Consider the following 14,567-nt stretch of genomic DNA (forward strand, 5'->3'; position numbering starts at 1 on the left):
ATCTACCGTCGGACCTTCCTTGCTCACAATTGCAGCGCCCGCGCTGACTCCATCGCGAGTGCAACGAAGCGGCTACGTGGTTCAAAATTCAGGAGGAAAAAATTACAGACTTTAAACGGTGATTGCATCAATAACAATCTGCACTGACTCCAACGTTAGCGGGGAAGGGAAACTTAGATTGAGCGACCTTATTTTACGGATAGCCCCAGAAAGATTCTTTTAACTGATGAGTCCTGGAAGAGAGCAGTCCCGATCTGCCTCACAGTCGAGTAAAATCCAGTCGCCTCAATCTAAGTTTCCCTTCCCCGCTAACGTTGGCCTTCCTCCGAACGTTCGAGAGCACTCCCCAATTCTTAATTCTTAATTCTTAATTCTTAATTCTAATCCAGATCCTCCGCAAAGCAACTACTCCCTATCCCTCGCTCACCGTCTCTCATATACGCCACCTTATAATGTCTGGCGAGCACCGGATATCCCGCAGTACTGTAAGCTACACTGAGTCCGAATTTACAGTCACGCACGATTCTTCGGGCAAATTGAATACTGTTCGGGTTGCAAATGGAACAACTTTGATAGGCGAGCTTTCTGATCGGGGTACAAAGCAAATCCGTCCAAACTTGAATGGCTTCTGCCAGCTGACCATAGCGGGCACCAAGAATGCAACCCAATTGCCATCGCGCTTCCGGACACGTATGCGAAACCCTCATGGCCTGATTGATGAGGTTAAACGACGTATCGAAGTCGCCTTCCTGATGAAGTATTCTTGCGAGTTGGATTTGGGTCCAGTGTTTTTCCTTTTCTTCCAGAAAATGTGGCGTCAAACATTCCAACAGACCGGGAATATTGGGTTCGTCGTTTTCGTATAGAAAAGCCTCTGCGGCCTTCTCGAACATCCTGATCATGTCCGCGGTAACTTCCTCGCGGGTCTTCTCATCCCACGCATGTCGTTTCCTTTTCTTGTAACGTGATTTGCGTTTCATCTTTTTCGTTCATCTTAAATTTTCTCTGTTAAATCGACTTGACTAACCAGGTCAGTGCCCTGAAAACACTGACCTGGCCTCAACCAGCAAAACAAGTATGGCTAAACTTGCTTCTTCAAATGTGCCGCCAATGCATCAATGCACTGGAACCTTGCCTTCAATCTCTTTGCGTAGCATCCGTTATTCACACCTTCCGTACGTGCGTATAGACACCCGTTGTGTTGTTCTCTTCCGGTTTTTCTTCTTAATGCGCCGGCCATCTCAAAAGATTTCCCATCTCTGGCATCGCCAGGCTTACAACGCGTCGGGCTTCAGTGATTAAAATAATTGCTCTTGATGTATTGATATTACAGTCGCTGCCTTCCCCGCATCGGCTGTGAGTAATGTGACGCACACCCTTTCCTATTAGCGGCTCCAGAAATTCCAGGGCGTCCTTCGTTTCACCCAGCCCGGCAAGCGCGTTGGCAAAGATGAACTGCGCCAGTGGACAAGCAAACTCTATCGTCAGTGCCTCCGCCGCATACACAAGCGCACCACTGTAGTCTTTTTTCTGGTAATACGCTAAAGCACCCTGCGTGAGAAGCCAGTGATCGCGCGGCCTCGACATGAGCATGGGTTGAATCGTCTTGATCACTTCATCCCATTCTTCATTGTCTGCAAAGTCTCTGAACATCGCCCGTAGTTCCCGTATATCAACAGCTCTCTTCGTGCGGTTCCTGTTGTAGCGTACCGGCTGCCTGCTGGCATCAGTCGTTTTTCCCTTTTCCATTGTTACTTCTTTTAGCAGTGTTTAATTAAGCTATGATTACGACTTAAGATTGAACGTCAACTAATTGAACATCGAATAGCATTGACATCTCTGCACATCACTTATTTCATGATCATTCGGCCGGTCCGCACAACCCCAATTCATAATTCTTAATTCTTAATTCTTAATTTCTAAAGCTCCAGTGTTTGAGAAGTAACATTCCCCGCTACATCATGGGCAGACACCACCACCGTGCAGCCCGCGAGACAGTCATTCCATTCTTTGATCCTGTATACCCACTGGTCCTGGACGATCTGCGGAACGGCTGCCCCGCGCTCGATTACCTCACCGAGTGTGTTGCAGATTAATACCCCAACAGTGACAACCATAAAGTCATCGACTGCGCGTATTCGAATCGTCTCGCCAACAACACCGGTATATTTGGTAGCATCAATTTTCTTGATGGTTGGAGCAATGAGATAATCGAACAAGGCGAGTGACCGACCAGTCCTTCCTTTGACCATGGCATGAGATTCATACAACGTCCGCGCTTCAGGATCTTCCATCTGGATTCTCGCATATTGCATCGCGTCCATGATGTCTGCCTGGTGTGTGGACTTCGCGAAAAGTTTTGTTTTTTTATTCCCCGCTGTTTTTACGGGTGCACGGCGGCCTGGTATTGCTTTGTGCGATAGGTGGCCTGGTTCAGTTTGAAATCGTTTTAACATGTTGTGTTTTTTTTAATGGATTTGGACTATTGGGCAACCTTTACTTTAGGCTGCCTGAAGAGAAAGTGATCACCGCGGCTGCTGCCGAAGTAGTAACCATAAATATCCTTTGCTATCGCTGCGGCCATGCCCGTAAGATTTCCGATAATAAAACTCTCGTCTGCCTCAAGTGTGCCGATGCCATGCGCAAGGATATAACCAGTCATCGTGAAGAAGGCAACGATAGCCATATACGCCAGTACGTTTTGCGTCAGGTTCAACGCACCGGACTTTAGCGCATCGACCTCGCGTTGCCGCGCCGATACCGAGTCGCTTACCTGAGATGCCGTCATCGTCTGTTCGTGGTGCATCTCCAGCTCACGCAACCTGATATACAGTGCCTCGCGTTCCTCTTTCGTCGTGACTACTTCATCTACTAGTTCTTTGACCTTGCCGAACAGTTTGCCAGTTAAAAGGTCAGTTATGATATCTTTCATATTTCATTGGTTTGACTTTGCTTTAAGGGCAGCCCGCCCCGACCGGTCGGGGCTAAGGCTGCTTGCTTAAACCTGCTCAATTACAGGGTCAGCGTTCGGATGGCCAGATTTCCAGGAATGTCCCTGACAGAGACCGTCACAGTGGTCCCAGCCAGCAACGGCGTCGCCGACGTTGTCGTATAGAGCCACACATCACGTTTGTCTTCGGTAAGCATCGCTTGCCCACGCTCGATTTCCTCACCGGCGGCGCTCTTGATCACCACCGCCACTGAGTCGACCTTGAAGTCATCACTCGCATGAACATTAATCACTTGACCTGGACCACCCTGATACGCGTCGGCATCTATCTGTTTGATCTTTGGGACCGACAAATAGTCCGTTACTGCCACCTGGTAGGCCGACGGTAACCGCCTGGATATTCCTGTCGCATACATGGCCTTCACTTCATCTTTGGCCGTCTGACGCTTCGCGTACTGGACGGCATCGAGGAACCGGTCACGCGCTGCAACCTGGTTCGCGTGAAGCGACTCAGGCTTCTTCGGCGCGTTGGCCATCACTGGACCCGTTGGACCTCGCCGGAACACAATGGTCTCACCGAGCATCCCGGTAACTTTTTGGAGAATTGGATTGTTCTTGATTTTTGACATAAATAACTAACTGTTTTTGTTTAAGTGTCGCAGCAACACTGTTGTCGATTCGGCGCCGTTTGATCTATACATCAGCTGCTGCTTGAGACAAAGGTGCAACGCCCAAAAAGATCGTTTTTCCGTTCCTTTCCGTTCCATCGCGTTTGCTACAAAAACTCGTCAATCATTTTAAATTAAATTCAATTCTCTTACTTCGTAACAGCATAATCGACGCGCAGACGGCAAATGAAAATGGCGTTCCCTCAGTTGGACACCTGAGAACCCTGTACTCTGGCAAAAAAATCTGATAGGTATATCTTGTTACGTATAGCGCTGCCGTTGCTGATAGTCTTCCACTCACCAGAGAGGCACCAGAGAGGCACCAGCCATAAGACGTCTCCCCAGGTCAACCGCTCTTCCTCCGCTCTCTCGACGCACTCTTTCCGCCCTTCGATCGCATGACCTACGCTCATCATCCGCACCCCTTCCGCACTGCGACCGTATTCTCTTCGCTCTTTAACGCTCTCATACCGCACTCTGTCCGCACTTACTCCGCCCCTCACCAGTCTTTCCCCATCGTTCTCCACTCTATTCCCAGACGCTTACCGGTCTTTCCCACTCTTCGCCCAGTCTTTCCCACACTTTCCCAGACTCTCTTATTGCTGTTTTCAAGAATCAACCCGTTATCACACCTGAAAAAAAGTGACGTATATATGTCCCGTTGTGAACTTCTTCTCATTCCTCATCACCTTCGTCCGCTCCAACAAAAAAAGCCCACCATAAGCGGGGCTCCATAATTATCAATTGTCAATTAAATTCTCACGACAACATATTACGTATAGGTCTAAGTTGCACTGGCCGCTATAAGTCACCATCACCCGACGACACTCACATCATAAAAAAAGCCCCGCGACAAGCGGGGCTCCATAATTATCAATTATCAATTGTAAATTATCAATTGAAAATCACTAGGTCAACCATCACCAAATAATCAAACGGCATCCGACAAGCTCGTAAACGTAAAGTCCCTTATCCTCATCACGGGTAACAGGAAGCTGGCGCTACCGTTGGGCCCGCCGCCACCTACATCGACGCGCGTCACCTTGCCAAGCGTTTCCAGATTGTTAAGCATGATGACTGGGCTTTCGTTGAAACGGAAGTTCTTCACCGGATGCTTGATCTTGCCGTTCTCGATATAGAACGTGGCATCGCGTGTGAGGCCGGTGTATAATTGAGTTTGAGGATCTACTGCTCTGATATACCAGAAGCGTGTAACGAGTATACCTTTCTTAGTGTCCTTGATGAGGTCTTCCTGTGTTGCTGTTCCTCCTTCCATGATCGCGTTGCCAGGGAACGGTACGGGAGCGACATTCTTCTGAGATGCCCAATAGCGATCGTAGAACAGATTGGATACGACACCATTTCTGAATATGTCCATCTTCTTGCGGGCTTGGCCATCGGCAGTCCAGGGCGCAGCAGGAGCGTCGCCGTTAAATGGATCGGTATAGATGGTTACTCTTTCGTCAAGGACCTTTTCACCGAGCTTGGTGCCGCCGCCCTTCTTCGACATAAAGCTCCGGCCCTCGTCGGCTGTTCTTGCGTTCATGGCGAAAAGCATGTTTCGGAGGAGTTCGGCAGAAGCTGCAGGTTCAAGTATGACAGTGTACTTGCCAGGTTCAATAGCCTTTGCGTTGCGCGACTGTAGTGCCTTATCAATTGCAATGGCCGAAGCTTCGGCGGTATTGAGCTTGCGCACATCGTTGAAGCTTCGTGTCACCCAGCCGGAACCGGTTCCGTCGCTGGATCTCATTGTAACAGTGAAGTCAACGTTTGTCGCCTGATTATATGCGAAGAGACCTTTTGTATTTGCCATGGCAGCAAAAGAGTGGGAGTCTTCGAGATAACCTGCAGCAGTCACATCTTTAGCGGCGGCGGGATTGATACTGTCGGCCGCAGCCTGCGCGCGGTACTCCGGCGTTATCTTCGCCGTAGCGTCTACGAAGGTTTTCGACTCACCATATGCCTGTTGAGACAGCGGACCTACGAATTCCGGATTCTCAGGGGCAAGTTTCGCGAGCTCTTCAGCGCGGCGAACGGCCTTCTCGAGTGATGCATCATCAAACTCATTGACTGTGGCTACGCCGGATTTGTTACCAAAGTTCGATTGTACCACGAGTGTAACATCGCTGTTTTCGCCCGCTGTAGAAACGCTGTTTCTTGCGTAGCGTATATTGCCTCCGTTAGTGCCATTGAGATTTACTTCGCAGGCATCGGCCTTCGAGTAACTCAGCACTTTCGACAGGATCTTCTTTGATTCCTCAGATGAAAATATTGCCATTGTTAGGAAATTTTAAATGTTGATAGTGGGTTAAATCGTTCTTCCGGTGTTGATCACGTTTACGCCGTTAAATCTGGCAGTAGCCGAACCGTGAGATACAGCGTTGGACTGTGAAGGTTGTCCTTTGCCATCATTGAAAGCACCATTGAGCCTGTAATCCCGTTCATCGCAGACCTGTACACATGAATTCCAGAATTCCTGCGTATTGGACTGATACGCCACGTCCTTGAGCATACCGGTTATCTTTCCGTTCTTTATCTCATAGAAAAGCACACCGCCGAACTGGAAGTTATAGCGTTGCTGATCAATTGAAAACGATCCATCCTTCACGATATAAATTCCCTTCTCAACTCCACTGATCATTTGCTCCGGAGTCATTTGCTGCTTGCCAGGCCTGAGAGAAACATTAGGCATGCGTTGGAACTGCACGTCACGCCAGCTTTGAGAATAGCAGCAACCGTGGGAATCTTTCTGCCCGAGCATGTTTACCTGGTCGCGTATACCCTGGAGGTTGACGAGGACGCCATCCTTTACCAGGTCCCATTCCTTGCACTTGATGCCTTCGTCGTCATAGCCAACGGCACCGAGAGAGCCTGGCTGTAGCTTGTCGGCAACGAAGTTCACGGCATTGCTGCCGTACTTGAACGTACCTGATTTCACTTTATCAAGAGTGACGAAACTTGTGCCTGCGTAGTTGGCTTCATAACCCAAAACACGATCGAGCTCCGTAGGATGTCCCACCGATTCGTGAATAGTAAGCCACATATGGGAAGGTTCAAGCACGAGATCATATTTGCCTGGTTCAACCGACTTTCCAGCAATCATTTCCTTGGCCTGCTCGGCAGCAAATGTTGCATCTTCAACGATATCGTAGGTATTCTTATAAAGCGTTATGCCTCCTGGACCTTTGATCTTGTCTTCCGGAAGACCGTCGAGGTATTCGTATCCCATTCCAACGGGTGCGCTAAACGCTGAACGCACCTTGAAGGAACCGGCGGCCTTGTCAACCATGGTCACCTGGAAGTTTGGCCAGGTGCGGTGTATGTCCTGGTCGATATAAGATCCATCTGTTGACGCGAAATACTTTTGTTCATTCACTAAGAACATGATGCTGTTTACAAAGCTCGCGCCCTTTTCCATAGCCTTCGCGTTGGCTGACAAAAGCAGATCTGCCTTATCTTTAATAGGAACCTCGAATCCATTCTTACGTATCGGCGTCTTCCAGGAAACTTCCCCATATCCGGTAGCGGGAGCAAGCTTCAGTGGTTCCTTCTGAAATTTAGAGTTGGCCTTTGCAATGGCAACTGCTCTCTCGGCAGCCTTCTTGATGCCGTCCGGAGTCACATCGTTTGTCGACGCAAAACCCCACGTGCCGTTGGCGATCACGCGAACACCGACACCATACGACTCCGTGCTTCGTACATTCTGAACTTTGTTCTCCCGGGTTACGACAAATTGATTGAGATACCGCCCTATGCGTACATCGGCATAGCTTGCTGATGCGCTACGTGCAGCATTCAGGCCGGCGTCGGCAAGGCGCTTTTTGGCCGCTACGTCAAGCCACGGCGAAAGCAACGCCTCCTCGGGGACGGTTTTGGCAAGTGAGTCGAACGGGAGCAGCATTGCCCCCGCACCAGCCCCGGCCAGTTGTAAAAAGTCTCTACGTTTCATTTAAGGTTATGAGGTTTAGGTTAATGAGTCGTTGTTAATCTGCATTCAGCCTTTGCGCAGCTCGTATTGCAACAAAAGCCGGATCAATATCGAGGGAACCGAACCAGGCATTAAATGGTACGTCCCGTGTTGATTACGTTAATGCCATTAAATCGCGTGGTTGCCGATCCATGCGATACTGCGCTAACCTGCGATGGCTGGCCCTTGCCGTCAAAGAAGGATCCAAAGAGGCGATAGTCGCTTTCATCACACAATGCTGAACAGCTGTTCCAGAACTCCTGCGTGTTTGATTGGTAAGCAACGTCGTTCAGCATTCCTGCAATAGCGCCGTTCTTGATCTCGTAGAAGACTGTCCCTCCAAACTGAAAATTGTATCGCTGCTGGTCGATTGAATATGACCCGCGGCCCGCAATGAAGATTCCTTTCTCGACGTCTTTAATCATTTGCTCAACGGAGTAGGGAGTTTTACCTGGTGCCAGGGACACGTTCGGCATTCTCTGGAACTGTACATCGTTCCAGCTCTGAGCATAGCAGCAGCCGTGCGATTCATTTTGCCCTAAAATATGAACCTGATCGCGTATAGCCTCATAGTTAACCAGAATTCCATCCTTGATGAGGTCCCATCGTTTACACTGCACACCTTCGTCGTCGTAACCAACGGCACCGAGTGAACCTACCTGGGTCTTGTCGGCAAAGATGTTCACCAGCTTGCTGCCATAATTGAACGTGCCGCTCTTCATTTTGTCTAAGGTGGCAAAACTTGTCCCGGCGTAATTGGCTTCATAACCCAGAACGCGATCGAGCTCTAACGGATGGCCTACTGATTCATGAATGGTAAGACCGAGATGGTTGGGTTCAAGCACCATGTCATACTTTCCGGGTTCTACCGATTTTGCTGTGAGCATTTCCTTCGCCTGCTTCGCGGCAAGAACTGAATCTTCAACCATGTCGTAGCTATTCCGATAGAACACCAGACCCGCAGGCCCGGCCAGTTTATCTTCCTTCTTCGGAATCATGTATTCATATCCCTTGCCCATGGGAGCGCTAAGCGCCTGGCGCGTCTTAAATGTGCCCGCTGCTTTATCCACCGCCGTCACAGTAAACGTCGGCCATATGCGATGAATGTCCTGATCGATATACGAACCCTCACTGGAAGCAAAGTACTTTTGTTCGTTTACCTGGAATAGGTTCGAGTTTACAAAGTTCGCCCCATTTTGCATAGCCGCAGCGTTGGCCTTCAATAACAGGTCCGCCTTTTCAGATACAGGAACTTCAAACGCATTCTTCTCCAGTGGCGTCTTCCAGGTTACTTCACCGTACCCTTTCTGAGGCGCGAGTTTAACGGGCTCCTTTTGAAACTTTGAATTCGCCTTAGCGATGGCTGCAGCTTTCTGTGTGGCCTTCTTTATGCCATCCTCGGTCACCGTATTGGTCGATGCAAAGCCCCACGTGTTGTTTACGATCACGCGGATGCCCACGCCAAATGATTCGGAATTAACTATGTTCTGAACTTTGTTTTCGCGCGTGGTGAGGAATTGATTGAGGTACCGGCCTATGCGAACGTCAGTATATGTCGCGCCTAACGACTTTGCCGTATTAAGAGCAACATCGGCAAGACGTTTCTTCTGTAACACATCCAATGAAGGAGCCAGTAACGCTTCCGCCGGAATCACGCGTGCATGGGAGGGGAGCGTTAAAAACGCAGAACCGAAGCCCAACCCGGCGAGTTGAACGAATTCTCTTCTTTTCAAGGTTTTGGCCTGTTTAGTTGAACAGTTTTAGGCCATGAAAATTAGTTAAAGAATCAAAAAAGGATACCCTTTTGAGGTATCCTTTCAGATTCTTTATATGAATGGTATGCTTGTCTAAACGCTATTTGGAAAGCTCGTCGAAATCAAACGATGTCTCCAGGAACTTCGTCGTGAATTTTCCGGAGCGGAAAGTAGGGTTGTCCATCAGTGCAATGTGGAACGGTATCGTAGTCTTGATGCCCTCGATAACAAATTCCTGAAGCGCCCGCTTCATACGGGTGATCACCTCTTCGCGTGACTGACCTGTACAGATCAGCTTCGCGATCATTGAATCATAATTTGAAGGGATCGTATATCCGGCATAAACGTGGCTGTCGATCCGGACACCGTGCCCGCCTGGCATGTGAATGTTCGTGATCTTACCAGGTGATGGCCGGAATCCATTCGCAGGATCTTCAGCATTGATACGGCATTCCATGGCAAACATCTTCGGGAAATAATTTGTCCCGGAGATCGGAACGCCGGCAGCGACCTTGATCTGTTCTTTAATGAGATCGTAGTCAGTTACCTCTTCCGTAATAGGATGTTCCACCTGAATACGGGTGTTCATCTCCATAAAGTAAAACTTGCCGTGCTTATCGACGAGGAACTCAATGGTGCCGGCCCCTTCATAGTTGATCGCCTTTGCACCTTTCACCGCCGCTTCACCCATACGTTCGCGCAGTTCCTGGCTCACAACAGGTGAAGGAGTTTCTTCCACAAGCTTCTGGTGTCTGCGCTGAATCGAACAATCACGTTCAGAAAGGTGACAAACTTTTCCGTACTGATCACCTACGATTTGTATTTCGATGTGGCGTGGTTCTTCAACAAATTTCTCGAGGTAAAGACCGTCGTTTCCAAACGCGGCTCCCGCCTCGCGCTTTGCATCATCCCATGCCTTCTTGAATTCAGACTCGTTGTTGATGATGCGCATTCCTTTTCCACCGCCGCCGGCAGTAGCCTTCACGATAACCGGGTAACCGATATCCTTCGCGAGTGTTATGCCTTGTTCAATGCTGTCAAGCAAGCCGTCGGAACCAGGAATGGTTGGAACACCAGCTTTTTTCATGGTGTCTTTGGCTGTGGACTTGTCGCCCATTGCCTCGATCATCGCCGGCGTGGGACCAATAAACTTGATGCCATACTCGTGACAAATAGCAGAAAACTCTGAGCGCTCTGACAAGAAGCCGTACCCAGGATGTATCGCATCTGCGTTTGTAATCTCAGCAGCAGAAATGATGCGCGGTATGTTGAGATACGAGTCTTTGCTGGGCGCATCGCCAATGCAAACCGCTTCGTCAGCGAAGCGAACGTGAAGACTCTCACGGTCGGCAGTAGAGTATACTGCCACAGTTTTGATTCCCATTTCGCGGCATGTACGGATAACCCTGAGGGCTATCTCTCCGCGATTGGCAATAAGTATTTTCTTAAACACAAGAATCAGTTTAAATGAAACAGATAATAAGGTCGATCAAGCCCGCTTAGTCAGGCTCAACAACGAACAATACCTGATCGTATTCGACAGGTGAAGCATTCTCCACCATCACTTTTACGATTGTTCCTGAAACTTCAGATTCTATTTCGTTGAACAGCTTCATGGCTTCGATAATGCATACGGCCTGGCCTTTGGAAACCTTGTCGCCAACAGAAACAAACGGAGGAGTATCCGGATTGCCAGAGCGGTAGAATGTTCCAATCATAGGCGACTTGATGTCAACCGTCTTCTTTCCTGAAGCTGCCGGTGCTGCCGCTTCTTTTGAAGCAGGAGCAGTCGCTGCGGGTAACGATACCGTTGGAGCTGCCATCGGCATTGCAGCCTGAGTCATGATCGGAGTCGATTTGAACACCTTCTGATCCGGCTCGCGCTTGATGCTAAGCTTCAATTCTTTGGTTTCGATGTTTACCTCATTAAGTCCTGACTTCGAGATAAAATCAATAAGGTCACGTATTTCAGATGTTTTCATGGCAGGTTGATTCGGCGATTCTGACTTTGAAAGGACTCGTACCGGAGTAGCTTCTTTTTTAGGACCCTTTGTCTTGCTCATGGCTTATTCTTTTACGCGTTCAACATACTCACCGGTAGAGGCGTTGATCTTGATCTTGTCGCCGGTGTTAACGAATAACGGAACGCGCACTTCTGTGCCGTTTTCCAGTGTTGCTGCTTTCAGGGTACGGGTAGCTGTGTCGCCCTGAAGACCCGGCTCTGTATATTGGATCTCCATAACGACATGGGTAGGCGGCTCTGCTGTGATTGCACGCTCGCCGTTTTCGAAAGCAATCAACAATGTTACTCCTTCTTTTATATAATTAACGGCTTCGCCAAGAAGTGACTTGTCGATGTATACCTGATCGAACGTCACATTGTCCATGCAAACAAGTGCTTCGCCGTCAGCGTAGAGATATTGATACTCTTTGGTTTCAACACGAAGGATTTCTATTTCGTCACCCGGACGGAAGCGGTTTTCCGCGACCTTACCATTGCGCACATTGCGCATTTTGATTTGATAGAAAGCACGAAGGTTCCCGGGGGTTCTGTGTTGCAGTTCTTCAACCTGCATCACTTCATTATTATAGCGTATGAAGTTACCTTTACTCAAATCCGAAACGGTCGCCATAGAAAGATTTAGTCTTTAAGTTACAAATGAATTGATTAAATGCAAGAATAGGGTTCAGCAGCATCAGCTGTTGTAAGCCCACTTCACGTACACGGCACCCCAGGTGAAGCCTCCGCCGAAAGCGGCCATGAGAAGGTTGTCGCCCTTCTTCAGTCTCTTCTCATAATCCCAAAGCAATAGTGGGATAGTACCTGCAGTGGTGTTTCCATAACGCTCAATGTTCATCATCACCTTATCTTCGGTGATGCCAATGCGCGAAGCAGTTGCGTCGATAATTCTCTTGTTGGCCTGGTGAGGTACCAGCCAGTCGATGTTGGAAGCGTTAAGCTTATTACGCTCTGCCAGTTGTCCTGAGATGTCGGCCATATTGGTCACAGCAAACTTGAACACTGCAGAACCTTCCTGATAAACGTAATGCTGTCGTCCATCAACTGTGGCATGAGATGCTGGAATACGGCTGCCACCCGCCTTCATATGAAGGTATTGCTCGCCTGCACCGTCGCTTCTTAAAATTTCATCCATTACGCCAACATCTTCTGTTGTTGGTTCGAGGAGCACAGCACCAGCTCCGTCTCCAAATATGATACACGTTGTACGATCCTTGTAGTCCATAATCGCCGACATCTTGTCGCCTCCTACGACCACAACCTTCTTATACATTCCTGAACGGATATAACTTGCTCCTGTTGAAAGCGCAAAGATGAATCCGGAACATGCCGCTCCAATGTCATAACTGAACGCGTTCACTGCACCTACTTCCGTTGCCACAATATTGGCTGTAGCCGGGAAGGTCATGTCGGCAGTTACTGTGGCGAACAAAAGGAGGTCGATTTCTTTTGGATCAATTCCAGTCTTCGCGATTAGTTCTTTAACAGCTGCAACGCCCATCACAGATACACCTTGCTTTTCGCCTTTAAGGATGCGTCGCTCTTTGATGCCGGTACGGGTGGTGATCCACTCGTCCGTCGTTTCAACCATGGTTTCAAGTTCCTTGTTTGTGAGAATGTAGTCGGGTACATAACCGCCCACTCCGGTTATTGCTGCTCTGATTTTGGTCATAGCCATGATGGTGTTGAATGCTGTTCTGTGTTCCCCACAGTTAAGTCTTTAAAAAGAAAATGCCCGGTCTCACAACCGAGCACAATGACGTAAATTTTATTACAACATAAGCAATGGAAGACGCGCCGTGTTTTTAATGGGCGTTCCATCACAGTTAAGCCGAACTGCGCATAGCAATTGATTCGTTACTATACTTTCGGCAAAGGTCGCTGTCGATACTAATCCGGCGGAAAAAACTGCCGTCATCCCCTTATGCCAGCACTTCTTTTTCCATGACAACTTTACCATTATAGTAAAGCTTGCCTTCATGCCAGAAAGCCCGGTGAGGGAGATGGTTCTCTCCTGTGGTAGGACATACAGTCAACTGCTTGGCAGTAGCCTTATAATGCGTTCTTCTCTTGTCTCTACGCGTTTTCGAGGTTTTACGTTTGGGATTTGGCATATCTAAAAACTATTTTATTTTAACTTCTTTAAAGCACTCCAGCGCGGGTCGATATCGTCGTCTCCGCCTTCATCGTTGTTCCCGGACTCATCATTTCCGCCGTCGTCTTCACCTCCCGAGGTGTAGACAATTCTTCCTTCACTGTCATCGTCCTCGACCGACTCCTGAAACCGCGGATGAAGCTTCTTCAGGGGTATCGCCAGAGCGATAAACTCGTAAAGGTACTGGCCAAGCTCTATCCACGCCGTATCGCGCTGAATGATCATGATCTCGTCCGTAATTTCTTCGTCCTGGTCTCCATACTTAAATACGACCTTTCGGCGCGTATTTATCGGAAAGTCAAAGGGTTCCAGGCTACGGTCACAAATCAGCCGGGCTGTGCCCCTGATCGTGAAATCCGCCTCCAGGAAGGTTTCGTGCTTGTCCAGGCTGACATCAACCGTAAACGAGCCGTCCGAAACTATGTCCGTACCAAATTCCTCGAACAATCCCTTGCCAATTTCATAGTGAAACTGGTGGACCTTGTTGCTCAGGCCGACAATGTTGATACGGTAAGCCCCCAACCCTTTAAACCCTGACCGGGCATTAAAAATTAGTCGGCAAATTTAGGAGAATTAATCAGAAAACTCAATAAGGAGAGGAAAAAGGAGTGAGGACGTGCCTTTAGTTGCGAATCAGATGTATTCCGCCAGGGCCGCTTCCTTGAACTCGTGGGTGGTTTTGTTCCCGTAGTGCTCGATAAAGTAGTCAATTATGCCCTTTTTGAAGCCTAATTTGATGGCTATGTTCTTACAAAAGATCACTTCGCTCTCAAATACGTTCTGGTCAGCAAAAACCATTTCTATGGCCGACCAGAGGTACTCAAACTTCTGGTCCAGCGACAGCGCACCCAGAGAATCAATGGGCTGAGGGTTTCGTATAAGCTCGTTTACGTCCTCCTCAGGGAACTTGCGCTCCTTTGCAATACGGAAAATCATGTCGCGCTCAATCTTGGCGAAATGCTTGTCCGCTTCTGCAAGCTGGATGAGGATGTTCAGTTGTTTCTTCGTAACGATATCCATGTCAACTAACTTAAATATCAGGACTAAAAACAC

General features: G+C 48.7%; 16 protein-coding genes. All 16 read right to left on the reverse strand.

Features of this window, described 5'->3' with window-relative positions; translation table 11 throughout:
• Positions 1 to 380: 380 nt before the first annotated feature.
• Positions 381 to 980, reverse strand: a complete 600-nt coding sequence (locus WBG78_RS25025; protein WP_337329251.1) for a hypothetical protein — start codon at positions 978 to 980, stop codon at positions 381 to 383.
• A gap of 244 nt (positions 981 to 1,224) precedes the next feature.
• Positions 1,225 to 1,749, reverse strand: a complete 525-nt coding sequence (locus WBG78_RS25030) for a tetratricopeptide repeat protein (protein WP_337329252.1) — start codon at positions 1,747 to 1,749, stop codon at positions 1,225 to 1,227.
• A gap of 170 nt (positions 1,750 to 1,919) precedes the next feature.
• Positions 1,920 to 2,456 carry a hypothetical protein gene (locus tag WBG78_RS25035; protein ID WP_337329253.1) on the reverse strand — a complete coding sequence of 179 codons (537 nt, stop codon included), beginning with the start codon at positions 2,454 to 2,456 and terminating at the stop codon, positions 1,920 to 1,922.
• A 26-nt stretch (positions 2,457 to 2,482) separates the two neighbouring features.
• Positions 2,483 to 2,932, reverse strand: a complete 450-nt coding sequence (locus tag WBG78_RS25040) for a hypothetical protein (RefSeq protein ID WP_337329254.1) — start codon at positions 2,930 to 2,932, stop codon at positions 2,483 to 2,485.
• 80 nt (positions 2,933 to 3,012) lie between these two features.
• A complete protein-coding gene (locus WBG78_RS25045; protein WP_337329255.1) occupies positions 3,013 to 3,579 on the reverse strand; it encodes a hypothetical protein in 567 nt (188 codons plus the stop codon).
• Between the two features lie 242 nt (positions 3,580 to 3,821).
• A complete protein-coding gene (locus tag WBG78_RS25050) occupies positions 3,822 to 4,145 on the reverse strand; it encodes a hypothetical protein (RefSeq protein WP_337329256.1) in 324 nt (107 codons plus the stop codon).
• Positions 4,146 to 4,549: 404 nt separating this feature from the next.
• Complete coding sequence (locus tag WBG78_RS25055; RefSeq protein WP_337329257.1) at positions 4,550 to 5,896, reverse strand: TldD/PmbA family protein; 1,347 nt, start codon at positions 5,894 to 5,896, stop codon at positions 4,550 to 4,552.
• Between the two features lie 30 nt (positions 5,897 to 5,926).
• Positions 5,927 to 7,567 carry a TldD/PmbA family protein gene (locus tag WBG78_RS25060; protein ID WP_337329258.1) on the reverse strand — a complete coding sequence of 547 codons (1,641 nt, stop codon included), beginning with the start codon at positions 7,565 to 7,567 and terminating at the stop codon, positions 5,927 to 5,929.
• A 110-nt stretch (positions 7,568 to 7,677) separates the two neighbouring features.
• Positions 7,678 to 9,318 carry a TldD/PmbA family protein gene (locus WBG78_RS25065; RefSeq protein ID WP_337329259.1) on the reverse strand — a complete coding sequence of 547 codons (1,641 nt, stop codon included), beginning with the start codon at positions 9,316 to 9,318 and terminating at the stop codon, positions 7,678 to 7,680.
• A gap of 121 nt (positions 9,319 to 9,439) precedes the next feature.
• Entirely contained in the window at positions 9,440 to 10,792 is a 1,353-nt protein-coding gene (accC, locus tag WBG78_RS25070) for an acetyl-CoA carboxylase biotin carboxylase subunit (RefSeq protein ID WP_337329260.1), read from the reverse strand.
• A 46-nt stretch (positions 10,793 to 10,838) separates the two neighbouring features.
• A complete protein-coding gene (gene accB / locus WBG78_RS25075; protein WP_337329545.1) occupies positions 10,839 to 11,321 on the reverse strand; it encodes an acetyl-CoA carboxylase biotin carboxyl carrier protein in 483 nt (160 codons plus the stop codon).
• An 84-nt stretch (positions 11,322 to 11,405) separates the two neighbouring features.
• Positions 11,406 to 11,972 carry an elongation factor P gene (gene efp, locus WBG78_RS25080; protein WP_337329261.1) on the reverse strand — a complete coding sequence of 189 codons (567 nt, stop codon included), beginning with the start codon at positions 11,970 to 11,972 and terminating at the stop codon, positions 11,406 to 11,408.
• A gap of 63 nt (positions 11,973 to 12,035) precedes the next feature.
• Positions 12,036 to 13,031, reverse strand: a complete 996-nt coding sequence (locus WBG78_RS25085; RefSeq protein WP_337329262.1) for a beta-ketoacyl-ACP synthase III — start codon at positions 13,029 to 13,031, stop codon at positions 12,036 to 12,038.
• A 250-nt stretch (positions 13,032 to 13,281) separates the two neighbouring features.
• Entirely contained in the window at positions 13,282 to 13,473 is a 192-nt protein-coding gene (rpmF, locus tag WBG78_RS25090; protein WP_337329263.1) for a 50S ribosomal protein L32, read from the reverse strand.
• 14 nt (positions 13,474 to 13,487) lie between these two features.
• Complete coding sequence (locus WBG78_RS25095; RefSeq protein ID WP_337329264.1) at positions 13,488 to 13,961, reverse strand: YceD family protein; 474 nt, start codon at positions 13,959 to 13,961, stop codon at positions 13,488 to 13,490.
• Positions 13,962 to 14,147: 186 nt separating this feature from the next.
• On the reverse strand, positions 14,148 to 14,534 hold the full coding sequence (locus WBG78_RS25100; protein WP_337329265.1) for a TerB family tellurite resistance protein: 387 nt from the start codon (positions 14,532 to 14,534) through the stop codon (positions 14,148 to 14,150).
• Positions 14,535 to 14,567: the final 33 nt, after the last annotated feature.

This window comes from Chryseolinea sp. T2 (genome assembly GCF_037203685.1).
GTDB lineage: Bacteria > Bacteroidota > Bacteroidia > Cytophagales > Cyclobacteriaceae > Chryseolinea.